Source organism: Bartonella massiliensis (genome assembly GCF_902150025.1).
Classification (GTDB): Bacteria; Pseudomonadota; Alphaproteobacteria; order Rhizobiales; family Rhizobiaceae; genus Bartonella; species Bartonella massiliensis.
Window position 1 is genome coordinate 74,333 of record NZ_CABFVS010000024.1, and the last position, 25,196, is coordinate 99,528.

A 25,196-nucleotide genomic window follows, 5' to 3' on the forward strand; every position below is an offset into this window, starting at 1 on the left:
CCTTTCCTCGTCATTGCATAGCTACTCTTTGATCTTCTTTTTAAAGTCTCGATAAATAAACAACTTAACTATAAAAATAACTCATAGATTTGAAACCCTAAAATTATAAGCTCTCCCCCTCTTTTTCCTCACATGGGCTGTTGAGCATCATGGGGTGAGCAGAAAAATATCCTTTTACGACAATATCATTTTTCTCTCTCGAATGAGAGATCTCAAATACTGTAAGGTTCTTTCATTTCAAATTGTTTTTATATTGAAACAATAAAAATCATTTGTTTGTTCAACACAAGGAAAAGAATAAAAATGCTTTTTATATTTTTTCAACAACAAAAAATTATCACAACATGAAGGTTGGAGAAAAATAATATGATGTTCTAAACTGTTGAAATGTAAAGAGAGTACGGTTCAATAAATTTTATGGTATTGCTAAGATTATCTTGATGGAAGCAAGCATATTGAGAGCTATTCTTAAAAAAATGATTGAATGAGAAGTAATGGCATTTTGAGAATGCGACTTTAGTATTCATGCACAATGACTTTATAACGAAAATCAATTTCTCTATGGCACATAAAGAAGATATGAGGAAAAAATTAGAATGACGTGCATTATTGTAGCTGTAGATAATTTGACTACAAAATAAAAAAATAGAGACAATATGCGAAATGATTCTAAATACATATAAAGTAATCTGTTACGCGATTAAAAGAATGCATTCTATTTAATTTTTTATGCGAGAAATTACAACATACGTATCTCTATTAAAAAATAGAAAGATAAAACTGATCATAAATTTAGTGTAAGATCATTCAATTAGAGTTATAAACTATGCTTATAATATTAATATATTTTTATAATATATAAAATATTATGATAACTTTATTAAAGTAAAAGTTTAACATTAAATACGTTTATAAATAAACATATTGCCTAGTTAACTTCATTTATAAGATCAAAAATAAAGAAAATAACTTTGATTTAGCTAAAAAAAATGTAGAATTATTATATATACACGTATTTATTACAGTAATGTTTTTTATTATTTTGATTGGAATAGTGAATGCTAACATGTAAACAATATGAGCTACTTTTGTTTATTCACAATCATATAAAAGAAATTGGTGTTCCCCCTTCTTTTGAAGAAATGAAAAATGCTTTAGGACTTTCTTCAAAGTCTGGTATTCATAAGCTCATGATAGCCTTAGAACAACGAGGTTTTATACGTCGTTTACACAATCGTGCTCGTGCAGTGGAGGTGATTCGACTTCCTGAAAAAATAACATTTAACCTTTCTCTAGCACGGAAGATTTCTCCCAGTATGATAGAAAATAATAAAAGAGAAATATCAAAAAACTTGACTAATCTTGATAACTTTGCGGCAGAAGACAAACAAAATACCGTCATTCCCATTATGGGACGTATTTCTGCGAGCGTGCCCGCCTCTGCTATTCTGCAACAAACAAGCACACTTTCTCTCCCACATGATATGGTTAAGACAGGTGAGCACTATGCATTAGAAGTTAAAGATGATTCTATGGTGGAAGCTGGTATCCTTGATAAAGATATGATTATTATCAAACGTCAAAATACAGCAATATCAGGTGAAATTATTGTCGCATTTATTGATAAAAAAGAGGCAACATTAAAACGTTATCGACGCAAAGGAGCCGCAGTTGCATTAGAAGCCGCTAATCCTCACTACGAAGTGCGTACATACAAATCCGAACGTGTAGAAATACAAGGAAAACTTACCGGACTTATTCGCAAATATTAAAAAATAAACCTATATACGCGATAGATAGCACAATAAAATACAGTAAAAAACTACGGGGTGTTTTTTGACATTATGCTACACGCAGTTGACTTTCTTCTTACAGCCCCCAAATGCACCTATAATTTAATCTCAAATCTCTGTTGAGCGTGTTTCAACTTTCCTCTCTTCCCTCTTATGTTTTCCATTTAACGAAAGACGTGATAAGTTAATGACAATATATTGATTTATAATGATAATTTATCATTATTATATAATGAATTAGACCCTCGAATAACATAAGATTCTTGTATTTTAAATCTTTCTATCTTGAATCAATCAAAATTACTTGGTTTGCACGTTACAAGCGGAGCTGGCGTGTGGGTAAAAATTGTATAAGAAAGGACAAATGGCTCTTATAAACGTCTTACGTACCAAGGTCTGTCGCAACACTCAAAGGCTGGCAAATAGTGTGATGATACCAGCTTGCTTTAAAATATTTACTACGTAGCCTAAAAGAACTTGAATACTTTAAATTTAGAGGAGTCTGTCTTATATCATCGCCCTCAATAAAGATATCTGACAACACAATAAGATAAAATTGTAAGCATACACAAAAATATTATAGAAAAAAATTAAATAAATTTGTAACAGATTATTATTTATAAAAATAAAGAATACTTTTAATTTTTTTAGTCAATAAAAACGGAATGTAATCGTTCATAATAATTATAGGATTATCATGGTCGCTCCTCGTATTAGTTTTGTCTCCCTCGGATGCCCAAAAGCACTCGTAGATTCTGAACGAATTATTACAAGCCTTCGTTCTGAAGGGTATGAAATTTCACGCCAACATCAAGGGGCTGATATCGTTATCGTGAATACCTGTGGTTTTCTTGACTCTGCTAGAAAAGAATCATTAGCTAATATTGATGAAGCTCTCAAAAAAAATGGAAAAGTTATTGTAACAGGGTGTCTTGGTGCTGATCCTGATGTTATTCGACAAACATACCCTAATGTATTGGCCATTACAGGACCACAAGCTTATGAAAGTGTTATAGAAGCAGTTCATACAGCAATTCCTCCCGTTCATGATCCTTTTCTTGATTTAGTTCCTCCCCAAGGGATTCGTTTAACACCTCGCCATTACGCCTACCTAAAGATTTCTGAAGGATGCTCTAATCGGTGTAGCTTTTGTATCATCCCTACACTGCGTGGTAATCTTACTTCACGCCCCATCAGTGACGTTCTTCGTGAAGCTGAAAAACTTGTACAAGCGGGTGTAAAAGAACTTTTGGTTATTTCGCAAGATACGAGTGCTTATGGTATTGATCTTAAATATCTTGAGAACTCTTGGAAAGATCGCACAATCAAAACCAAATTTTTTGATCTTTGTCGCGAACTAGGCGATATGGGTATCTGGGTCCGTATGCATTACGTTTATCCTTATCCTCATGTGGATGAAATTATTGAACTTATGGCGGCAAAAAAAATTCTTCCTTATCTGGATATTCCTTTTCAACATGCATCACCGACTGTTTTACGTCATATGAAGCGTCCTGCTCTTATGGAAAAAACAAACCATAGAATTGAAAAGTGGCGAAAAATATGTCCAGACCTTACTTTGCGATCAACATTTATTGTTGGATTTCCAGGCGAAACAAATGAAGATTTTAATATGTTGCTAGAATGGCTAGAAGAAGCAAAGATTGAACGCGCTGGATGCTTTAAATATGAAGAAGTAAAAGGAGCTGTTGCAAATGATTTGGGATTAGAAAATATTCCTGAAGAAGTCAAAGAAAACCGCTGGCATCGTTTTATGGCAAAACAACAACAAATTTCTACACATCTTTTAAAGAAAAAAATTGGAAAAAGACTCCAAGTACTTATCGATGAAAGTCAAGGAAAAGTTGCCAAAGGACGGAGTCAATACGATGCGCCAGAAATAGATGGTATTGTCCATATATCATCGCGACGCCCCTTGCGTGCCGGTGAATTTGCTACCGTTAAAATCGAACAGTCAGATGCTTATGATCTTTATGGTATAGCCGTTTGAAAATTTGGCTTCTTCTCCTCCTTAATGTTGGCGTTTCCTATTAGCATCGGTTAAAAAATCAGTTTCCCACAATAGAGCCAGATCGCTTATGTGATTCACTTCATAAGGAGTTACGGACAACCCCTGCCCTAAAGGATCACTAGAAACTCTAAAAATATTTAATTTTAATAAATATTTAACGATCGTTTTGATTCATTTCTGCCTTAAATGACGGTATTTTATGGCATCAACAGGATAAGATAACCTACAAGCCTCTTTCATTTTTACTTTAAAAAAAGAGAAAACCGACAATCATATTATTTTTTCATTTTTCCATATTGTGACAGTCATTGGTTATTTAAAAAAAGCTTTTTAATTGGGTTTTATGCATACAAAAGCGCCGCTTGTAATATGCAGGGGCGATATTTTTATGGATAGAATATAAGAAAATTTGAAATAAAACACCTACGATGATTAAATTGCAAAGCAATAAAATTATTACAAATAATAAATATCTTATCTGAAACTCTTTAAACTTATTTTTAAATATCTCCTTTTTATTAACACGATTTAAAATCAAAGAATTTCTTATCAAGCAAATGACTTGGACGTACATTCGTTAAAGCGCGAATCATTGTATCTTTACGTCTTGGCATTTGTTTTTCGATATTTTTCAGCATTTCTTTCATGGCATTACGTTGTAAACCATCTTGACTACCGCAAAGATTACAAGGAATAATTGGAAATTGCATTGCTTGAGAAAATTTTTCCAGATCTTCCTCAGCGGCATAGACAAGAGGACGTAACACAAAAAGATCTCCTTCATCATTTTTTAGTTTTCCAGGCATAGCGGCTAAACGGCCTCCGTGAAACAAATTCATAAAAAATGTTTCCAAAACATCATCTCGATGATGACCAAGAACTAATGCAGAACATCCCTCTTCACGTGCAATGCGATAGAGATTACCACGTCGCAATCGAGAACAAAGTGAACAATATGTCTGTGTTTCTGCTAATTTATCTGTAACAATGGAATAAGTATCCTGATATTCAATACGATAGGGAATTTTATAAGAACTTAAAAAATCTGGAAGAATATGTTTAGGAAATCCTGGTTGTCCTTGATCAAGGTTACAAGCAAGAATTTCAACGGGTAAAAGACCACGCCATTTTAAATCTAAAAGAAGTGTTAATAAACCATAAGAGTCTTTTCCGCCCGATAACGCGACAAGCCATTTTTTTCCAGTAGAGAACATAGAAAAGTCATCCAAAGCTTGCCGCATATGACGCAAAAGTCGTTTGCGCAATTTATTAAACTCCACATTTAAAGGAGCCCGCTGAAATATGGGATGACAATTATCTTCTTTGCTTGCCAAAAGATCATCTTTCTCTTCGTTTTCTTCTATTGCCTGATATTCAACGGAAACATTATTCATAAGACCATATCCTGCACAAGTAATAGCTCGTTTTGCAAAGACAGAAACAAAACATAAAGCAAGCTTATATTTATGTTTTTTGAATTTATAAAAACAGATACAAAAAAAGAAATGGAACTATATAAGCTTATAACACTAGCATAGTGTAATAAACTTAATATAGAACCATTCACAAAACATTCCCTAACTTCAAAGATTATAAAAACAATACAATAGTTTGAAATTATAACAGTAGAATAGAAACATTTCTTTTCATATAAAAATTATCGAGAATAAAATTCAACGACCAGATTAGGCTCCATTTGCACAGCATAAGGAACATCTGCAAAAGCAGGAATACGTGTAAAGGTCGCTTTCATCTGTTTATGGTCTGCTTCAATATAATCAGGGACATCACGCTCTGCCAATTGCACCGATTCTAAAACCAAAACAAGTTGCTTTGATTTTTCCCGAATCTCAATAACATCACCTGGTTTACAACGATATGATTGAATATTTGTACGTCGTCCATTTACATTCACATGACCATGATTAATAAATTGCCGAGAAGCAAAAATCGTAGGCACAAATTTCGCACGATATACAACGGCATCCAAACGAGATTCCAACAAACCGATAAGATTTTCACCAGTATCACCCCGCCGGCGAGCAGCTTCTACATAAGTTTTATGAAATTGCTTTTCTGAAATATCGCCATAAAATCCTTTTAACTTCTGTTTAGCGCGCAATTGCACACCATAGTCAGAAAGTTTTCCTTTACGACGCTGTCCATGCTGACCTGGACCATAATCACGACGATTGACAGGAGATTTTGGACGACCCCAAATATTTTCTCCCATACGTCGGTCAATTTTATATTTTGTTGTTTCGCGTTTACTCATCGCATTTCCTTTAAAATAAAACACGAGATCTTAAGATCTCAAGGAAACGCACCCTCCTCTGCCTTTAATGCTTAAAGACTGACAGAATAGCTTAACATACCAACATGCAAAGTTATCCACGGGACACGTCAATGATTGCCATTTTCTTGAAAGAAAAAGCTAAAGCATCTTTATTGCTCCCGTATCCCAAAGTCAACTCCTTTTATAAGTTTTAAGCCAAACCCTTTTAACAAATGTTCCGTTGAAGAAGTGATATTTTTTGATGTTAGCAACGCAAAATCTTGATATTTTTTTATGGGGTGCTGATGTATTTTGTCCGACAAGGACAATAATGATCTGATATGTTTAGCAATCGCTTTTGCTGGATCAATCCATTTGACGGACCATAAAGCTTGTTCACGAAAGAGTTTAATCAAAAAAGGATAATGCGTGCAGGCTAAAACAATAACATCAGTATATTTGCCATCTTTTTCCACAAAACATGGTAAGATTTCTTTTCTTAACTCTTCTGAATCAATAGGTTTTCCCCGTAAATAATCTTCAGCAAATCCAGCAAGTTTTTCACTTCCTACAAGTTGAACATGACACTGTCCAGCAAACGCGTTAATCAATTCATTTGTATAAGCACGTTTAACGGTTCCAGGAGTCGCTAATACAGAAATAAAACCAGATTTTGTTTGTTCAGCAGCAGATTTGATTGCTGGAACCGTTCCTACAAAAGGGACATGAGGAAAGTTTTGTCGTAAATCTGTTATCATCAGTGTAGAAACAGTATTGCAAGCAATCACACATAAGGCGGGATTATAGCATGTTAAAAGATTTGTAAAAATCTTTAAAATATGTCCCTTTAGAGCATTTTCTTCCCAATTACCATAAGGGAATCCTGCATCATCGGCTGTATAAATAAATTGTATTGCAGGAATAAGAGCGCGCGCTTGTCTCAACACTGTTAAACCACCAACACCACTATCAAAAAAAAGAACAGGCCGTTCATCCATCAATTTTCACACTTATTTTTAATTTTTTGACGATCGCGCTCTTTAGGTGCACTACTTCCCCGTGGATATTGTGGAGAAAAATGATCCAATGAAGATATAACGCCTCGCAATAAGCGAACCTCAGATTCACTAAAGTTAGCGCGCGTAAAAACAGAGCGCAAATTTGTAATCATAACCTCTTTTCTTTCTCGGGGTCGAAAATACCCACGGATATCCAAAGCTTCTTCTAATTGAGATAAAAAACCATGAAACACTGTTTTATTTGCAGGCTCCATTTCTACGGCACGAAATGCCGTATCGCTCACATTTTCTAGACCTGCTTTCATCCATTCGTAAGACATCAAAAGAACCGCTTGCGCAATATTAAGTGACGCAAAAGCAGGATTAACCGGAAAAGTAATGATTTCATCAACAAGGCTGATTTCATCATTTTCTAATCCCCATCTTTCTCTTCCAAAGACAATACCTGTTTTATGTCCGATATTTTCACGCTGACGCAGTACATTTGCTGCTTCGACAGCACTTTTTACAGTTTTAAATCCACATCTTTCACGGGCTGTTGTAGCAAAAACATAGTGTAAATCTGCAATTGAATCACGCAATGTATCAAAAATTACGGCGTTGTTAATGACATGATCCGCTTTACTTGCGGCAGCTCTGGCTTTTTCATTTGGAAATTTTTCTCGAGGTTTGACGAGCCGAAGTTGAGAAAGCCCAAAATTTGCCATTGCCCTTGCGACCATACCAATATTTTCAGGAAGCTGTGGTTCAACTAAAATAATAATGGGACCATTTGTTAAATTTTTACGATTTTTATTCGTTCCAGCCATCAACTTTACCTAATGTCATTTAACGCTCTCTCTCAACTATTTTTTTAATGTAACCTTCCTCACACTACTCTAATGCTGTTTAATAATAAATTATAGACAACACTATTTCTCACTCAAAGAGTGTAGATTCCCGCATAATAAATTTTAAAAGCTCTTAAAGTGAACAATAGAGTTTATAACAATTTATATAAGATATCGTAGCATTTTTCACATCAATTTTATCTTTTTTAAGAGGGAATAGCCCCAACAAATCATAATCTCAGTTGAATTATGAAACTATAAATCCTAAAAAAGAGTATGCACTTTACACCCAAACTTTTTCCTGCAAAGCTTATCCGTCGTTATAAACGTTTCCTTGCAGATGTTAAGCAAGATGATCAACATATTTTCACCGTATCGGTACCAAATACAGGATCAATGCTTGGATTGACAGATTCCAACGCTAATATTTGGCTTTCATATCATAAAAATCCCAAGAGAAAATATGCCTATCAATTAGAAATTGTTGAATCCGATAATAGTTTGGTTGGCATTAATACCACTTTACCGAATAAACTTGCGTTAGAAGCAATTCAAAACGGATTACTACCAGAATTAAGTGGATATAAAACAATTTTAAAAGAACAACGTTATGGAAGGCAATCACGCATTGACTTTCTTTTACAAGATGACAGTCTTCCTGATTGTTATCTAGAAGTCAAAAATGTTCATTTTATTCGTCAAAAAGGATTAGCAGAATTTCCTGATACCGTGACAAAACGGGGTGCCCGTCACCTTGAAGAACTCATGCAAGCCGTACAACAAGGAAAACGAGCTGCAATGCTTTACGTTATTCAACGAGAAGATTGTGCAACTTTTTCAATTTGTCATGATCTTGATCCAATCTATGGACGTCAGTTTGATTTAGCATTAAAATCAGGGGTAGAATGTTATGCTGTAAAGTGTCATGTAAGTGTAGAAGGCATTTTTCCGATTCAGAGAGTTAAAATAGAAAACAGAAAAAACAATGATTGAGTATATTGAATATAATAAAACCCCTTTAGAATTTAATGGGAAAATCCGCATTTTCGATGACTATGCTTTTGCTAAAATGCGTGAAGTTGGTCGTATTGCGGCTGAATGCCTTGATGCGCTTACGGATATTATTAAACCTGGTGTCACGACGCAAGAAATTGATGATTTTGTATTTACTTTTGGCGCCCAAAAAAGCGCTCTTCCTGCTGATCTCAATTATCATGGATACAGCCATTCATGCTGTACATCTATTAATCACGTCGTCTGTCATGGCATTCCCAATAAAAGACCCTTGCAAGAAGGCGATATTGTGAATGTTGATGTGACCTTTATTCTTGATGGCTGGCATGGGGATTCAAGCCGCATGTATCCTGTTGGAAAAATCAAACGTGCTGCAGAACGCCTTTTAGAAATAACCTATGAAAGTCTTATGAGAGGAATCGCTGTTGTTAAACCTGGAGCAACGACAGGTGATATTGGTGCAGCCATTCAACAGTATGCAGAATCTGAACGCTGCTCAATTGTGAGAGATTTTTGCGGACATGGTATTGGTCAGCTTTTTCATGATGCTCCCAATATTCTCCATTATGGAAATCCTGGAGAAGGAATTGAATTAAAACAAGGGATGATGTTTACGATTGAACCTATGATTAACCTTGGTAAGCCACACGTTAAGATCTTATCTGATGGTTGGACTGCCGTTACCCGTGACCGCTCTTTGACAGCACAATATGAACATACAATCGGTGTCACAAATGAAGGGTATGAAATATTTACACAATCGCCTAAAAATATTTTTTATATTCCCAATTCGCAGACCTAATGCACTATAGAGATGTTATGGCTAAAAAATTAAATAAAAAGGAAGATATTCAAAGTAATCACTTTGCATTAACATCAAGTTCTCCACTCACTCCAGTATCAGAAAGAAAAAGTAAAGAACTTAAGAAAAACGCACAGCTTGCTAAACATTATCAAGGACATCGTGAACGTCTTCGAAAACGCTATTTAAAGTCAAAAGGAAATGCAATTGAAGATTATGAATATCTTGAATTATTGCTTTTTCGTACAATCCCCCGTGCAAACACAAAACCGATAGCTAAAAATTTGATAGCACATTTTGGTTCATTAGCTGATGTGTTAGGAGCTGATATTCATCGACTTCAAGAGGTTCAAGGATGTGGTCCGGCAACTGCAATTGATTTAAAAATTATTTCAGATGTTGCTGGACGTCTTGCTCGTGCACAATTGTTTAAACGTGATATTTTTTCATCATGGGATAAAGTATTAGCTTATTGTAAAGCGGTTATGGCTCACGAGACACGTGAACAATTTCGTATCTTATTTCTCGATAAGAAAAACGGCTTACTTGCTGATGAGGTACAACAAACCGGAACGATTGATCATACCCCTGTTTATCCTCGTGAAGTTATTTCTCGCGCTTTAGAGTTATCCGCATCAGGACTTATTTTAGTCCACAACCACCCTTCTGGTGATTCCACTCCCTCTGATGCAGATATAACAATGACATACAGATTAAAAGATGCGGCAAATGCATTAGGCATTACGATCCATGATCATCTTATTATCGCACGACATAACTACACAAGTTTTAAAGCATTAAAACTTATATAAACCTTATGGGAACAAAGACGTCATTCAAGAATGAATAGCAAATCAATTTTCTAAATCAATATCCAATATAGCCATTGAGAAATTATAGGATAGCTCATCTTCATCTTCATCTCGATAGATAACGCCTAAAAATTCATCCCCCATATAAACCTCACAAGAATCATCCTTTTTAGGTCGTGCTCTGACTTGCAATGCTGAGTTTTGGAATGTATTTTTAAAATAATTATCAAGTTTTTTTATTTCATCAGCATTCACTATGCTCTCCTGTTTTTTGAGACGATTAAAATAACTGCGTGTCGTGCGAATAAGACACTCCTCTGATTCTGTAAAGCCAGTAAAAAAGCTTAATCTGAATATTTTCTTAATATTACATATATTTATAGCTCTTTCTTTATATATTCATAAAGAACTTTTATAAAGAGAGTCTATCATTATTAAATAGACCCGTATAGCTAAAAAAATGGCAGAAAACTGTATATTTTTAATAATTTTACTTTATCTCAAACTTTAGCATCTGCATTGGTGATGCATATTGGTAAGAAAAATTAATCAAGCATTTATAATTTTGTCCTTTTTATAAAAAATTAAAATAATCATAATTTTTTATTTAAAAATGCATTTTAAAACAAAAAATATTGTTACATTATTCAAGAAATATACAAAATGAGCAAACAAGAATTTGTTTTTCTTCTTATTTTATATTAAAATTTATGTCACATATGTCACAATAGAGAAATTTTAAATAAGCTTTTTAGTTTATAGGTGATAAAAATATTGAGTATTTTGGTAAACGCTAAAGTCTATGAAAAGTTCTTATTTTATAGGATAACGAGAAAGAAAATCGATCACACCTTTTTTATAAACTTTATCGCCTACAGCAAGCATATGATCTCGATTAGGAATCGATAAAGCTTCACCACAAGGCAACAAAGCGGCTAATGGTTCTGCTGCACCGCCAATTTCATCTAATGATCCAACGGCAACAAGTGCAGGTTGTTCAATTTTATAAATTTCAGATGCAGTCAACTCTTGTTTTGACGTGATAACACACGCAGCCAGAGCACGTCTATCGCTTTTCGTTTGATCAGCAAATTTACGAAACATTAAACCACGCGGATTGGTAATGGTAGAGGGATCTTCTGCTAAAAGAGCTTCAGCAACAGGTTCCCAATTTCCTGCTCCTGTTACCATACCAATCCCTAAACCACCAAAAATAACGCTGTTTACATATGTTGGATACAAAAGAGCCATAAAAGCACTAATACGAGCTCCCATAGAATATCCCATAACATGGGCTTTAGATAACTCTAAATGCTGTAATAGTTTTACGGCATCGCCAGCCATAGCTTGCGGTGTATAAAAGTTAGGATCATAACTTTTAACTGAATCTCCATGCCCGCGATTATCTAGCGCAATAACGCGATATCCTGCTTCAGTAAGAAGACGAAACCAACCCGTTGCATACCAATTCACTCGCGCAGAAGATCCAAAACCATGGATCAATAAAATAGGTGCGCCTTGCCCTTCTTCTCGATAAGCAAATCGCAAACCATCATATTCAAAAAAACGAATATCTTCAGCAGTCATTTTTTATCGCACTTTCCACAAAGAACAGGATGAATAACACGCTGCCCTTTTTGTATTTGTTTTTCAGAAACTTCACCAGCGTTAATCTCAAGTGCAAAAGCAGCAGGAACGCCGGATGAAATGGTGTTTGTTGAAAACGGAGAGGTGTTTTCAATAATCGATACAATAATCCCTTCAGAGTTTAAAAAAATCATATCTAAAGGTAAAGGTGTATTGGCCATCCACATAAAAAACTTCTGCTCATCTCCCGATTGATATTTTTTTTGCTGCTTAAAGAGCATTGCACGGTCTCGTGGAAAATCAGTCCGATACATTAAACCAGCTGCTGCTTGAGAGGGACTAAACGCCATTTCTATCTTATAAGAAACCGTACCGTGCTTTGTGTGTATTTCTAAAGGAAGCGGATGAACAGGGATCTCTATGGGCTCCTTAGGGACAACAACATGCATTTCTAACATAAAAAGTATTGCCAATAAAACAATATACCCCTTTTTAAAAGGCTTTAACATTTTTGTCTCCACCACAGAAAAATTTTAAACTTTGTTTTTTATATAAAAAACGTCAGCGTTTAAAAGTCAAAAAAATAAGTGAATTGTTTCTTTGTTTTCTTTATTTTTCAATAGAATATGCACATTTTTTTTTCATGTACTTTATAAGTTTACGAGAGTCATAAGATAAGGCTCTCCTCTAGCTATTTAGACAATAGTTCCCCTTTTAAAACACAGAAAAATACTGATTTCACTTGTAAAGTTCAATGCGCAACGATTTAATGTGTCGCAAGAGGAAATCCTATATCCGGATAGATTTCTGCTGTCATCAAACCTTTTGCCCCTTTACCAAAACGAACGAGAACAACTTGCCCCGAACGAAGCTCTGCTAAACCAAAACGGCGTAACGTTTCCATATGGATAAAAATATCTTCTGTCCCCTGCCCACGGCTAAGAAAACCGAAACCTTTGTCACGATTAAACCATTTAACAATTGCACGTTCTAGTCCACTTTCTGGCGTAACAACAACATGCGTACGGGCTGGAACTTCTGATGGATGAACCGCTGAAGAATAATCAATGGATTTCACCTGAACGCACTTTAACCCTCGTTCCGTTTTTTCCACAGCACAAATAATTTTAGCACCCTCCAAAGCTGTCTGGAAACCATCCCTTCGCATCACTGTAACATGCAATAATATATCGGGGAAATGCGGTAAATCAGGTACAATAAATCCATAACCCTTACTACCATCAAACCACTTAATGACACCACTGATTTCGATAATCTCCCCACAAGCACCTATACTATCCTCAGATAGGGAAAAATCCTTTAATGCATCCTTACTCGTCATAATAACGTGATCCTGTAGCTTATAAGTTGTACGATATTGATTCTCTAGACTTAAGTAAACATTGCTCTTGTATCAACAAGCAAGCCCCAAGATAAGATTTCCCCATATTGTCGTATCACTTAAAAAAATATTTATAAAAAATATTTATAAAACTATTTGATTGTATGTTTTACATATCTTACAAGGAGTGCCCTACAAAAAAGATCCTATAAAGTTTTTTTACATAATGATATTTTCATGAATGTGTAACTTGCATGATAAAGAAGTTCAATATAAGGTGCAAAAACGACAATTTAATTCAAGGAAAATGCGCAATGCAATTGAAGAAAGTCCTTACAACAATCACAGCTTTTATGGCATTTACAGCAAATGTTTATGCAAGCGAACCTATCAAGATTGGAGTTTATCTTCCATTAAGTGGTCAAAATGCCTTTGGAGGTCAGCTTGAAATTCGAGGTATCGAATTAGCCCATAAACAAGTTCCAGAAATTTTGGGACGTAAAGTGGAACTTATTGTTATTGATAATAAGTCTGATAAAGTAGAAGCAGCGAATGCTGTTATGCGTTTAACAGCAAGTGAAAAGGTCAGTGGAATCATTGGTAGCTATGGTTCTTCACTCTCGTTAGCGGGTGGTGAAATATCTGAAAAAGCAAAGACTCCAACCATTGCAACTTCTTCAACGAGTCCTCTCGTTACGCAGGGTAAAAAATATTACTTTCGTGCTTGCTTTATTGATTCCTATCAAGGGAAAGGAATCGCAACGTATGTACGCCAGACTTTACATGCAAAAAAAGCCGCTATTTTAAAAGATATTTCAAGCGATTATGCCATTGGTCTTGCTAGTTATTTTACGCGTGCTTTCAAAAAACTAGGGGGTGAAGTTATCTCAAATTTAAATTATAATTCTGGAGATCAGGACTTTTCAGCAGTTCTTACGCAAATTATCGCACAAAAGCCTGATATTTTATTCATCCCATCTTACTTTTCTGAAGGCGCCATCATTATGAAACAAGCGCGTGAATTAGGGGCGAAATTTCAAATTATGGGTGGGGACGCCATGGATAATCCAGAAACCATTACAATTGCAGGAAGTGCAGCTGAAGGATTCTTACATACGACACTTCCCTATAGTGAAGATATGCCCAATATGTCAGCAGCTGCGCAAGAATTCACAAAAGAATGGAAAAACGCTTATCCTGATAAAGAGCCAAATATTAATTCCGTTTTGGGATACACAAGTTATATGATGTTCATGAAAGCTATTGAAAATGCTGGCAGTGCTGATCGTGAAAAAATTACAATTGCATTGAGCAAATTGAAAGACTTTCCAACGCCCTTTGGTGATATGTCGATGGATGAAAATCATAACCCTAAAATTCCTATTGGTATCATTAAAATACAAGATGGAAAACGTGTTTATTTAGAAGAAGTTAAACCTGCTTTTTAATTTAAAAGTTGTACTTATAAAAATGCAAAAATTGGTTGAGGATTTTTTTCTCAACCAAAAGCTTAGAGATTTCTTATTATCCTATGTAAATTAATAGATGTGGAAGGATGAGAGATGAGCACTGAAATGTTCATCCAGTATTTTTTTAATGCACTGGCATTGGGGGCTCTTTATGGACTTATCGCTATTGGTTATACCATGGTCTACGGTATACTGAGACTGATTAATTTTGCTCACGGTGATATCTTTATGCTGGGAGCCTACTTTGTTTTCTTTTCCACAATTAGCTTTATGCCTGCTTGGGCTGCACTTCTCCTTTTGTTCCTTGCTGCTCTTATTTATTATTCAGTCTTTATAGGGTTTAAAAGGCGCCCTCCAATTTATTGGGGTGCTGTTTTTTTAATTCTTGCGTTAGGATTTATTTATTATTTTATTTTTCCACAAGATTTTACCCCGATCTGGGTTTTAGCTCTTTGTTTTTCCATTTTTATTACAAGTGCAGTGGGGATTGTTGTTGATCAGCTTGCTTATAAGCCTCTACGCCACGCGCCGCGTATTTCGGCACTGATCGGTGCAATTGGTGTTTCTTTTTTTATTGAAAATCTTGCAACTGTGCTCTTTAGTGGTGTTCCTAAAGGTGTAAAGCAACCAGACTTTTTAGTAACACCGTTTTTATGGCATCTAGGGTCAGAAACAGAGGGGATCATTAGAATTGCTCCCATGTCTCTGATTGTTCCCATTGTGTCATTGATTCTTATTGTTGTACTGCTATGGATTATCCATAAAACAAAACCTGGTCTTGCTATGCGTGCAATCTCTCATGATATTGAAACGACTCGTTTGATGGGGGTTTCTGTCAATAAAGTCATTGCTTTTACATTTGGAATAGGCTCAGCGCTTGCCGCTGTAGCAGGAATTATGTGGTCTTTACGTTATCCTCAAATTCAGCCCTATATGGGTGTTCTTCCTGGTTTTAAAGCCTTTATTGCAGCCGTTATCGGAGGTATTGGCTCGATACCAGGTGCGATGTTGGGAGGATTGTTATTAGGGTTTATTGAAATTATGATTATCGCATTTTTTCCCGCGTTATCTGGATATCGAGATGCCTTCGCTTTTATTTTATTGATTCTGATTTTATTGGTATTGCCCACGGGATTAATGGGTAAAAGAAGTCAGGAGAAAATCTAATGGCAAAGTCAGCGGCAACTTTTTTATCGTGTATCAGTATTTTCTTTCTTATCGTTTTTTTATTCTATGCTGATAATAATTTTAATGACTATACACTGCGTATCATAAATCTGATTGCTATTAATGCGATCTTGGCAATTTCGCTTAATTTGATTTATGGCTTTACAGGTATGTTTTCTCTTGGACATGCCGGATTTATGGCTATTGGTGCCTATGTCTGTGCAATTTTACTTCTTTCCCCTGAACAAAAAGAGATGATGTGGATTCTTGAGCCTATCGCTGAACCATTATCCCATTTACAACTTCCTTTTTTTATTGCTGTTGTTGTCAGTGGTTTGTGTGCTGCAATTATCGGTTTATTGATTGCTTTGCCAATATTGCGTCTTGGTGGGGATTATCTTGGAATTGCAACATTGGGTTTTGCAGAAATTATTCGCATTGTCATTACGAATGCAACATCACTCACAAATGGTTCTTTGGGGATCAAAGGGATCCCTCAAGATGCAACCCTATGGTGGAACTATGGTTGGTTAGCATTTACAGTTCTCTTTATTATTCTCTTACTGAAAAGCAACACTGGTAATGTGTTACGTGCTATTCGTGATGATGAAATTGCTGCGAAAACCATGGGAATTAACGCTTTTTTCTACCGTAGTTTTTCTTTTACGGTTGGTGCATTTTTTGCAGGGGTCGGTGGCGCATTGATGGCTGCTCTTATTTCAACCATTGATCCCAAAATGTTTAATTTTCTTCTCACTTTTAATATTTTGATGATTGTTGTTGCTGGTGGTCTTGGTTCAATTACAGGAAGCATTATTGGCAGCATTATTATTACAGTCATGCTTGAATGGCTTCGTATTATTGAAAGTCCATTTGACTTAGGTTTTATACATATTCCAGAAACGCCAGGACTTCGCATGGTTGTTTTCTCTCTTTTATTGCTGGTCATTATCTTATTTTGGAGAAAAGGGGTGATGGGACAACGTGAATTCTCATGGAATGGAATTTATAGCTTTTTGGCACGCAAAAAAATTTCTAATACTGAGGGAAAGCTATGAACGACACCCTTCTTTCACTCAATGATATTGTAATGCGTTTTGGCGGATTAGTTGCTGTTAATAATGTTAATATAGCCATTAAACGAGGAAGTATTACTGGATTAATTGGTCCCAATGGGGCTGGTAAAACAACAGTTTTCAATATGATTTCTGGATTTTATGCCCCTACAAGCGGCACCATTCTTTTTGATGAGCAAAAAATTTCTGGAGCGTCTCCTTATACTATCTGCAGACATCATATTGCGAGAACATTTCAAAATATTCGTCTTTTTTCAGGATTAACGGTCTTGCAGAATGTTATGGTGGGAGCACATGTTCGACAAAAATATCCCTGGTTTTCTTCAGCTCTCTTTTTTCCAAAAGCAATAAAAGAAAAAAGAGAAGTCTATAAAAATTCCATGGAGCTTCTTGAACGCTTACAACTTGATCACCTTGCCAGTCATTCTGCAACAGCGCTGCCTTATGGTGTGCAACGACGTTTAGAAATTGCACGCGCGTTAGCGACAAAGCCCAAACTGCTTCTTCTTGATGAGCCTGTTGCAGGCATGAATCCACAAGAAAGTGAAGATCTTAGAAAATTTATAGCAAAAGTGCAAAAAGACTTTGACCTTACAATTTTACTTATTGAACACGATATGAAAGTGGTTATGGGGCTTTGCCAACATATTTTTGTCATGGAATATGGCTGTTGTATTGCCAATGGTACACCAGATGAAATTCGTAATAACCCTAAAGTTATTGAAGCTTATCTTGGCGGAGATGTTTATGAGTATTCTTAAAATAAAAAATCTTCACGTTCATTATGGCGCCATTAAAGCTGTCCAAAACCTTTCTATGTCCATAAAGCGGGGCAGTATTGTCACTTTAATTGGAGCCAATGGTGCTGGAAAAAGCAGTATTGTACGCTCTATTACAGGGCTTAATCGCTCTGTTTACGGTGAGATTACCTATAATGGCGAATCAATTATAAAAAAAACACCAGAAGAGATTTTGCGATTAGGGATTGCTCTCAGTCCTGAAGGGCGGCGTATTATGCCGCATCTTACTGTTTTAGAAAATCTTCATCTAGGTGCTTATATTCGTCATGATAAAAAGGGCATTTCTCGTGATATTGAATGGATATTTGATCTTTTTCCACGCTTGCGTGAAAGAGCAAAACAGTTGGGAGGAACCATGTCAGGAGGGGAACAACAAATGGTTGCTGTAGGGCGCGCACTTATGAGCAATCCTGATATGGTTATATTAGATGAACCCTCCTTGGGGTTAGCGCCACTTCTTGTAAAAGAGCTTTTTTCGATCATCCGAAAAATTAATGATATGGGGAAAACTGTTCTTCTTATTGAACAAAATGCATTTGCAGCTCTTTCTATAGCTAATTATGCTTATATTTTAGAGGTAGGGCATATTTTATTTCACGGTGAAGGAAAAGCTATGCTTTCTGATCCACGTGTTAAAGAAGCATATCTTGGTGGATAAAGGTGAGAAATTAAGAAAATAGAGCGCACGTTTTCTCCCTTTAAGAAAGCACTTTTCATCACTGATGAAAAATGCTTTCTTGTGAAGTTTGATGATTATATCCACCATTTTTCTGCACAGAATATTCCTGCGGCTTGTTCAATAATGTGCGCTATTTGAAAAATAACTTCTTCAGCAAAAGGTTTACCAATCAGTTGCAATCCTAGGGGTAAACCACTTGATGATAGACCAGCAGGAACAGAAATTCCTGGTAAACCAGCCATATTAACGGGTACCGTAAAAATATCATTAAGATACATCGCGACAGCATCATTTTTTATTTTTTCATCAGCAATACCAAAGGCAGGTGTTGGTGTTGCTGGTGTAAGAATAGCATCAATACCTGAATCAAAACATTGATCAAAATCACGTTTTACGAGTGTTCTTACTTTTTGAGCTCTTAGATAACCAGCATCGTAATAACCGGATGAAAGAACATAAGTACCAACCAAAATACGCCGCTTGACTTCATCGCCAAAACCAACAGAACGCGTATTTTCATACATCTCAATGATATCTTTTCCAGGCACACGCAAACCAAAACGGACACCATCATAACGCGCTAAATTAGAAGAGGCTTCTGCAGGCGCTATAATATAATAAGAAGGTAGAGCATATTTTGTATGGGGTAAAGAAATATCGCGTATTTCAGCGCCTGCTTCTTTTAACCAATTTATTCCCTTTTGCCAAAGTTCAACAATTTCAGATGACAGTCCATCCATATGATATTCTTTTGGAATGCCAATTTTCATTCCTTTGATTGACTGACCAAGATAACTTTCATAATCAGGGACTGGTAAATTCACAGAAGTAGAATCTTTTTCATCAAAAGAAGCCATTGATCTGAGCAAGATAGCACAATCACGAACATCTCTGGCAATAGGTCCAGCCTGATCAAGCGATGAAGCAAACGCGACAACGCCCCATCGTGAACAACGCCCATAAGTTGGCTTTATTCCTACAGTTCCCGTAAAAGCTGCTGGTTGACGTATTGAACCACCTGTATCTGTTGCTGTTGCACCAGCACAAATTTGTGCGGCAACCGCGGCAGCCGATCCCCCCGAAGAACCACCGGGGACAAGTTTTTCATTCGAGCCTTTTTTTCTCCATGGACTAATAACAGGACCATAATAGGATGTCTCATTAGAAGAGCCCATAGCAAACTCATCCATATTAAGTTTTCCTAACATCACGGCACCGTCTTGCCATAAATTAGCTGTGACAGTTGATTCATAGGGCGGTTTAAAACCGTCAAGGATATTTGAACAGGCTTGAGTATGAACGCCACGGGTTGCAAAAAGATCCTTAATGCCTAAGGGGATCCCTTCCAAAAGTCCCCCCTCTCCTCTTGTCAAGCGATCCTCTGATTTAGAAGCCATTTTTCTTGCTTGTTCTGCTGTTACTGTGACATAAGCATTCAAAGTTGGATTAGCCAGTTCAATTGCTTTTAAATAAGCTTCCGTTAATTCCGTTGCTTTGAGCTTTTTCTTTATGAGAGCATCACGAGCTTGTGCAATTGTGAGTTTTGTTAAATCAGTCATATCGGTTCTCAAATTTCAAAAACATAAAAAGTTACTCAACAATTTTTGAGACAAGAAAAAAATTTTCTTCTGTAACAGGGGCATTGGCCACAATGTCTGCTGCTTTATTGCCATCTGTAACACTATCTTCACGCATTCGTAGAGCCATTGGTATCACAGATGTTAATGGCTCAACCTCACTGATATCAACTTCATTCAATTGTTCTACAAAACCTAAAATAGTATTGAATTTTTTTGTCATAGATTCCACTTCATTATCGTGGATAGCAATCCGCGCTAAACGTGCAACCCGCTTGACGGTTTCTTGATCAACAGACATACCCTTTACGCCTCTTTGTTTCTTTGTTTATTTATTGATCCCCATTTGGCTATACAAGGCTGTGCTTGCAAGCGCAAGAATATTAGATAACATAAATAAAGAATATATAGATCTTAAACATTAAAAAACGTACTATACTCCCTATGGCTGTTATTAATATCAATGAAGTTATGACACATCTTTTGCCTGGACAAACAATAGCAGGCTTAGATTTAGGGACAAAAACCATCGGAATTGCGATTTCTGATATGGGGTTGACGGTTTCAAATCCACGTCCTGTGCTCCAGCGAAAAAAATTTACAGAAGATGCCCACACACTTATTAAAATTTTTGATCATGAAAATGTGGGCGTTATTATCATTGGTTTACCTCTTAACATGAATGGAAGCAGTGGCTCTCGCGTTCAGGCAACCAAAGCTTTTGTGAGCAATATGAAAGAGCATACAAAAATTCCATTTGTTTTTTGGGACGAACGCTTATCAACAATTGCTGCAGAACGTTCTCTTTTAGAAATGAATGTATCGCGTGCTAAAAGAGCAAACAGAATTGATTCGGCAGCTGCTGCTTTTATATTGCAAGGTGCTCTCAATAGAATTCAAAACTTTCATCATAGGGAAGGATAGAGAACATTGAGCAAATGCCCTGCATTATAGCGTGCAATGAGCATTCCATAGGAAGATCTCCATTGTCCCCCAAGACGGCTTTCCATATAGGCATTGGCAACATGTTCGATATCTGTAGAACGTAATGACGCGGCGGCGGCGGCATAGGCTAATTGTTCAACAAAAAACCTTCCTGCGCCTTCATTTTCCGCTGCCATATCACTGGCTGACTTAATAATTTCAATGGCTCGTGGTCCTGCTGGACCAATATCAAGAGCAATTTTTTCTAACAATTTCTGAAATAATCCTGGTGCTTTCTCAGCAATAAGAATGGCATCCTTTACCAATTGATTAGCAGAACTATTTCTCACAATTCGCGCAGGTCCATTATGCAGCATTTGTGATAATGGATTATTCTCTATAAAGCTTTCAAGACCAAGTTGTGCAATAATTTCACCAATAATAGGCAGAACCAATTGACTGACGTGATAAGCAATAATAGGGGTCATAATGCGAGCGAAAGCGGCTTCAGAACGGTCATTTGCGGCATTGTCAAATGCACGTGCTAAACGTAAAACCAATGCTTGTGAAGCAGCAATATCTAACGCAATATCTGCAAAAATACGTTCTGTCAGTGGTGGTAAAGGCTGATTGGGCATTTTTTTTCGGAAAAAATCTATGCCAAATTGAAGAGCTGCTCGCAAAACACCGGCCGATATGACAGATTGATCAAAACGCATCATCGTCTCGATATCTTTAATAACTTTAAGCCCTTCCCCAGGATTTCCTAAAAGCCAGCCATAACTGCCTTGAAAATCAACAACTCCTTCTGGGGTTAAAAATTCTCCAGAACGCTGAATTAAATGACGAATCGATATCAATCCATTTAATGCACCATTTTCCTGTATACGTGGAACAAAAAAGCAACTTAAATGACCATTTAAATCTGCACTCACAAGATATCCATCAGCTGTAGGATTGATAACATTGGTTTTTACAACATTTAAACGATACAGGTCACGTTCCATATTTTCATCGAAAGAAATTTTCTTCACACTTGGAAAATTGAAAGCGTTTTGTTCAATGCCATCAAAGGCACATGTTAGAGAAGCAGATTTTTTATGATGGATAGGCTTTGATGAGGAATCATATTGGCGTGATAAAAGGACACTTTGCCATTTTTTGAAGAGCTCACTATCACTAATTAAGGCAGCAATCGCTGCACTGGTTATAATAATCTCATTCAAATGCCCTGTTTCTAAACCTGCAGATAAAGCCAAACGAATCGCACGCGCTTGATAGCGCACTCCATTTTCTGAAGAAGTATTTTCCCAAAGCGAGGTAACCAACCCTGCTTGTCTAGAATATTTTTGAAGATCTTGATAAGAAGAATGTATTTCTAATTTTTCTACCTGCTGTCCCCATTCATCATTATAATGCAACAAGGGCTTATAATGATTCGCTAAGCAAGAAAGTCTCCATGCTTCTTGACTTGCTGCAAAATCCCCTATTTCTTCAAAGCTTGCTAATAAAAACTTAGGCAGAGTAGAGGCCATACGAAACATAAGCGTATCGCTAAGAAATGTATTTTTTCGACGAGCATTTTGCGCAGAGACAGCACTCATAGGTCTTTTCCTATATTCAAATCATCCATATCATAGACTATTTGTCTTTTTAGAGTTAAGAAACATTTATCATATTCAAACAAATGCTTGCTTAACCTGTTTTAAAGAGAGATAAAAAAGAATACTATGATTCAAGATAATTTTTTTCCACTTTTCCCTCATGAACATCTTTTAGCTATTAAAGATCTGTGTGTACAAGATCTTAATACATTGCTTGATCGTGCAGAAGCAAATATTATCCTTTCTAACAAAATTGATAAAACAAAATCCATTTTGCGCGGACGGACTCAAATTAATCTCTTTTTTGAAGCCTCTACGCGAACACAATCTTCTTTTGAATTAGCAGGAAAAAGATTGGGAGCAGACGTGATGAATATCGCGATCGGCAACTCATCTGTAAAAAAAGGGGAAACACTCCTTGATACAGCCGCAACGCTTAATGCGATGAAGCCAGATATACTGGTTTTTCGCCATAGCAGTGCGGGAGCAGCAGCTTTATTAGCGCAAAAAGTTGATTGTTGTGTCATTAATGCAGGTGATGGCGCTCATGAACATCCAACCCAAGCTTTATTAGATGCTCTCACCATTAAAAGAGCAAAAGGTCGTATTGAAGGATTAACGGTTGCCATTTGCGGAGATATTTTACACTCACGTGTTGCACGTTCTAATATCCTCAGTCTTAATGCTTTGGGAGCTCGTGTTCGCGCTGTTGCCCCTTCCACACTCTTACCACCCGAAATTAATCATATGAGTGTTGAGGTTTTTAACACCATGAAAGAAGGCCTTAAAGATGCTGATGTTATCATGATGTTACGCTTACAGCATGAACGAATGACAGGCTCTTTTATTCCCTCCACGCGTGAATATTTTCATTATTTTGGCTTACATAAAGAAAATTTAGCCTATGCCAAAAACGATTGCATTATTTTGCATCCTGGTCCCATAAATCGTGGTGTGGAGATTGCATCTAACATAGCCGATGGACCACAAAGTATGATTCATAGACAAGTAGAAATGGGAATTGCAGTGCGTATGGCGGTTATGGAGGCTTTATTAGATTCACGCTTGAAGATCAATGGAGAGAAAAAATGATAAAACCAATTGTTTTTCAAAACGCCCGTATTATTGATCCTTCACGCGCACTCGATGAAATTGGTACAGTTATTGTTGAAAATGGACAAATTCTAGCCGCTGGAAAAGAAGCTTTAAATCAGGGAACGCCTGCAGAAGCAGAAATTATTAATGCACAAAACAAAGCAATTCTCCCTGGACTTGTTGATGCACATGTTTTTGTTGGAGAACCAGGAAATGAAAATCGTGAAACAATTGCATCTGCAAGTCAAGCAGCTGCAGCAGGTGGTATTACTTCCTTTCTTATGATGCCAGACACGCATCCAGTTATTGATAATGTTGCCCTTGTTCAATTTATTAAGCGCACAGCCCAAGAAATGTCATCGGTTAATATTTATCCCGTTGCGGCAATCACACAAGGTTTTAATGGACAAGAAATAACCGAATTTGGTTTGCTTAAGGATGCAGGAGCCGTTGCTTTTAGTGAAGGAAAAAAAACACTTCAAAATTCATCTGTTATGCGACGTGCAATGACTTATGCTCGCGATTTTGACGTGCCATTGATCCATGAAACGCAAGATAAAGATCTTATAGGACAAGGCGTAATGAATGAAGGACTTCTCGCCAGTTGGCTTGGTCTTTCTGGTATCCCCCGCGAAGCAGAAGTTATCCCCCTTGAAAGAGATCTACGCTTGGCAACATTAACGCAAACACGCTATCATGCCGCCCAGATATCCACAGCACTCTCTGTTGATGCCTTTCGTTTAAGCAAAAAACGCAGTGAGAAAATTTCAGCTGGTGTATCGATTAATCATTTATCTCTCAACGAAAATGACATTGGCCAATATCAAACTTCTTTTCGCCTTATGCCCCCATTGCGTACAGAAGATGACCGTATAGCAATGATTGAAGCCATAAAAGATGGAACTATAGATATCATTGTCTCTTCCCATGATCCTCAGGGTATCGACACAAAACAATTACCATTTAATGATGCTGCAGTTGGCGCTATTGGTATGGAGACCTTATTGAGTGCGGCCTTACGTCTTTATCATGATGAGAGCCTATCTCTTTTGCGAATAACTGAACTTTTGTCAACGACGCCTGCAAAGCTCTTTGGACTTGATGCAGGAACACTGAAGAAAGGGGCTTATGCTGACCTTATTGTGGTTGATCTTGAAGAACCGTGGATTGTTTCGACAGAGAAGTTTTATTCACGTTCAAAAAATACCCCTTTTGAGAATGCACGTTTTCAAGGACGTGTGCTTCAGACTTTTGTAAAAGGGAAATCCGTTTTTAAACTTGATCAACAAACTTAATGAG

Annotated in this window: 24 protein-coding genes; 13 read left to right on the forward strand and 11 right to left on the reverse strand. The window is 36.6% G+C overall.

All coding sequences use genetic code 11. The features are described from left to right. Positions 1 to 1,058: 1,058 nt before the first annotated feature. Both lexA and rimO read left to right on the forward strand, forming a co-directional pair. Positions 1,059 to 1,772: a transcriptional repressor LexA gene (gene lexA, locus FNZ60_RS06110; protein ID WP_142416764.1), complete on the forward strand. Its 714-nt coding sequence runs from the start codon at positions 1,059 to 1,061 to the stop codon at positions 1,770 to 1,772. A gap of 718 nt (positions 1,773 to 2,490) precedes the next feature. Further along, entirely contained in the window at positions 2,491 to 3,804 is a 1,314-nt protein-coding gene (gene rimO, locus FNZ60_RS06115; RefSeq protein ID WP_142416765.1) for a 30S ribosomal protein S12 methylthiotransferase RimO, read from the forward strand. Positions 3,805 to 4,343: 539 nt separating this feature from the next. On the opposite strand, the gene ttcA is transcribed toward rimO, so the two are convergent. The 4 genes from ttcA to FNZ60_RS06135 form a co-directional block, all read right to left on the reverse strand. Continuing rightward, entirely contained in the window at positions 4,344 to 5,219 is an 876-nt protein-coding gene (ttcA, locus tag FNZ60_RS06120) for a tRNA 2-thiocytidine(32) synthetase TtcA (RefSeq protein WP_142416766.1), read from the reverse strand. A gap of 263 nt (positions 5,220 to 5,482) precedes the next feature. After that, positions 5,483 to 6,100: a 30S ribosomal protein S4 gene (rpsD, locus tag FNZ60_RS06125; protein WP_142416767.1), complete on the reverse strand. Its 618-nt coding sequence runs from the start codon at positions 6,098 to 6,100 to the stop codon at positions 5,483 to 5,485. Positions 6,101 to 6,270: 170 nt separating this feature from the next. Then, positions 6,271 to 7,098 (reverse strand): glutamate racemase, encoded by an 828-nt coding sequence (murI, locus tag FNZ60_RS06130; protein WP_142416768.1) that lies wholly within the window; start codon positions 7,096 to 7,098, stop codon positions 6,271 to 6,273. Then, positions 7,098 to 7,928 carry an RNA methyltransferase gene (locus tag FNZ60_RS06135; protein WP_142416769.1) on the reverse strand — a complete coding sequence of 277 codons (831 nt, stop codon included), beginning with the start codon at positions 7,926 to 7,928 and terminating at the stop codon, positions 7,098 to 7,100. The genes murI and FNZ60_RS06135 overlap by 1 nt, the downstream gene beginning before the upstream one ends. A 297-nt stretch (positions 7,929 to 8,225) precedes the next feature. Here FNZ60_RS06135 and sfsA point away from each other — a divergent pair, with 297 nt between their 5' ends. The 3 genes from sfsA to radC are packed head-to-tail and all read left to right on the forward strand — an operon-like array spanning position 8,226 to position 10,577. After that, positions 8,226 to 8,942 carry a DNA/RNA nuclease SfsA gene (gene sfsA, locus FNZ60_RS06140; RefSeq protein ID WP_142416770.1) on the forward strand — a complete coding sequence of 239 codons (717 nt, stop codon included), beginning with the start codon at positions 8,226 to 8,228 and terminating at the stop codon, positions 8,940 to 8,942. Further along, on the forward strand, positions 8,935 to 9,765 hold the full coding sequence (map, locus tag FNZ60_RS06145) for a type I methionyl aminopeptidase (protein ID WP_142416771.1): 831 nt from the start codon (positions 8,935 to 8,937) through the stop codon (positions 9,763 to 9,765). Before sfsA ends, map begins: the two co-directional genes overlap by 8 nt. 17 nt (positions 9,766 to 9,782) lie before the next feature. Then, a complete protein-coding gene (gene radC / locus FNZ60_RS06150) occupies positions 9,783 to 10,577 on the forward strand; it encodes a RadC family protein (protein ID WP_142416772.1) in 795 nt (264 codons plus the stop codon). A 42-nt stretch (positions 10,578 to 10,619) separates the two neighbouring features. On the opposite strand, the gene FNZ60_RS06155 is transcribed toward radC, so the two are convergent. The 4 genes from FNZ60_RS06155 to FNZ60_RS06170 form a co-directional block, all read right to left on the reverse strand. Continuing rightward, the gene (locus FNZ60_RS06155; protein WP_142416773.1) at positions 10,620 to 10,832 is read right to left on the reverse strand and encodes a DUF3126 family protein; all 213 of its coding nucleotides are present in this window, start codon (positions 10,830 to 10,832) and stop codon (positions 10,620 to 10,622) included. 558 nt (positions 10,833 to 11,390) lie between these two features. Then, positions 11,391 to 12,164 (reverse strand): alpha/beta fold hydrolase, encoded by a 774-nt coding sequence (locus tag FNZ60_RS06160; protein ID WP_142416774.1) that lies wholly within the window; start codon positions 12,162 to 12,164, stop codon positions 11,391 to 11,393. Then, positions 12,161 to 12,673: a DUF192 domain-containing protein gene (locus tag FNZ60_RS06165; RefSeq protein ID WP_142416775.1), complete on the reverse strand. Its 513-nt coding sequence runs from the start codon at positions 12,671 to 12,673 to the stop codon at positions 12,161 to 12,163. The genes FNZ60_RS06160 and FNZ60_RS06165 overlap by 4 nt, the downstream gene beginning before the upstream one ends. A gap of 257 nt (positions 12,674 to 12,930) precedes the next feature. Further along, on the reverse strand, positions 12,931 to 13,506 hold the full coding sequence (locus FNZ60_RS06170) for a cold-shock protein (RefSeq protein ID WP_142416776.1): 576 nt from the start codon (positions 13,504 to 13,506) through the stop codon (positions 12,931 to 12,933). 314 nt (positions 13,507 to 13,820) lie between these two features. Between FNZ60_RS06170 and FNZ60_RS06175 the strand changes: the two genes are divergently transcribed. The 5 genes from FNZ60_RS06175 (at position 13,821) to FNZ60_RS06195 (ending at position 18,676) form a co-directional block, all read left to right on the forward strand. Further along, positions 13,821 to 14,954: an ABC transporter substrate-binding protein gene (locus FNZ60_RS06175; protein ID WP_142416777.1), complete on the forward strand. Its 1,134-nt coding sequence runs from the start codon at positions 13,821 to 13,823 to the stop codon at positions 14,952 to 14,954. 114 nt (positions 14,955 to 15,068) lie between these two features. Beyond that, positions 15,069 to 16,142 carry a branched-chain amino acid ABC transporter permease gene (locus tag FNZ60_RS06180; protein ID WP_142416778.1) on the forward strand — a complete coding sequence of 358 codons (1,074 nt, stop codon included), beginning with the start codon at positions 15,069 to 15,071 and terminating at the stop codon, positions 16,140 to 16,142. Beyond that, positions 16,142 to 17,200, forward strand: a complete 1,059-nt coding sequence (locus FNZ60_RS06185) for a branched-chain amino acid ABC transporter permease (RefSeq protein WP_142416779.1) — start codon at positions 16,142 to 16,144, stop codon at positions 17,198 to 17,200. Before FNZ60_RS06180 ends, FNZ60_RS06185 begins: the two co-directional genes overlap by 1 nt. Next, positions 17,197 to 17,979 carry an ABC transporter ATP-binding protein gene (locus FNZ60_RS06190; RefSeq protein WP_142416780.1) on the forward strand — a complete coding sequence of 261 codons (783 nt, stop codon included), beginning with the start codon at positions 17,197 to 17,199 and terminating at the stop codon, positions 17,977 to 17,979. Before FNZ60_RS06185 ends, FNZ60_RS06190 begins: the two co-directional genes overlap by 4 nt. Next, entirely contained in the window at positions 17,966 to 18,676 is a 711-nt protein-coding gene (locus tag FNZ60_RS06195; RefSeq protein WP_142416781.1) for an ABC transporter ATP-binding protein, read from the forward strand. Before FNZ60_RS06190 ends, FNZ60_RS06195 begins: the two co-directional genes overlap by 14 nt. Positions 18,677 to 18,771: 95 nt before the next feature. Here the strand turns inward: FNZ60_RS06195 and gatA are convergent, their stop codons facing one another. Further along, complete coding sequence (gene gatA, locus FNZ60_RS06200; protein ID WP_142416782.1) at positions 18,772 to 20,256, reverse strand: Asp-tRNA(Asn)/Glu-tRNA(Gln) amidotransferase subunit GatA; 1,485 nt, start codon at positions 20,254 to 20,256, stop codon at positions 18,772 to 18,774. A 31-nt stretch (positions 20,257 to 20,287) separates the two neighbouring features. Continuing rightward, entirely contained in the window at positions 20,288 to 20,575 is a 288-nt protein-coding gene (gene gatC / locus FNZ60_RS06205; protein WP_142416783.1) for an Asp-tRNA(Asn)/Glu-tRNA(Gln) amidotransferase subunit GatC, read from the reverse strand. 143 nt (positions 20,576 to 20,718) lie between these two features. Between gatC and ruvX the strand changes: the two genes are divergently transcribed. Continuing rightward, entirely contained in the window at positions 20,719 to 21,198 is a 480-nt protein-coding gene (gene ruvX / locus FNZ60_RS06210; protein ID WP_142416784.1) for a Holliday junction resolvase RuvX, read from the forward strand. On the opposite strand, the gene FNZ60_RS06215 is transcribed toward ruvX, so the two are convergent. Continuing rightward, positions 21,183 to 22,802: an acyl-CoA dehydrogenase family protein gene (locus tag FNZ60_RS06215; RefSeq protein ID WP_142416785.1), complete on the reverse strand. Its 1,620-nt coding sequence runs from the start codon at positions 22,800 to 22,802 to the stop codon at positions 21,183 to 21,185. The genes ruvX and FNZ60_RS06215 overlap by 16 nt on opposite strands. Positions 22,803 to 22,928: 126 nt before the next feature. Here FNZ60_RS06215 and FNZ60_RS06220 point away from each other — a divergent pair, with 126 nt between their 5' ends. Both FNZ60_RS06220 and FNZ60_RS06225 read left to right on the forward strand, forming a co-directional pair. Then, positions 22,929 to 23,894: an aspartate carbamoyltransferase catalytic subunit gene (locus tag FNZ60_RS06220; protein ID WP_142416786.1), complete on the forward strand. Its 966-nt coding sequence runs from the start codon at positions 22,929 to 22,931 to the stop codon at positions 23,892 to 23,894. Beyond that, entirely contained in the window at positions 23,891 to 25,192 is a 1,302-nt protein-coding gene (locus FNZ60_RS06225; protein WP_142416787.1) for a dihydroorotase, read from the forward strand. Before FNZ60_RS06220 ends, FNZ60_RS06225 begins: the two co-directional genes overlap by 4 nt. The last annotated feature ends 4 nt before the right edge of the window (positions 25,193 to 25,196 follow it).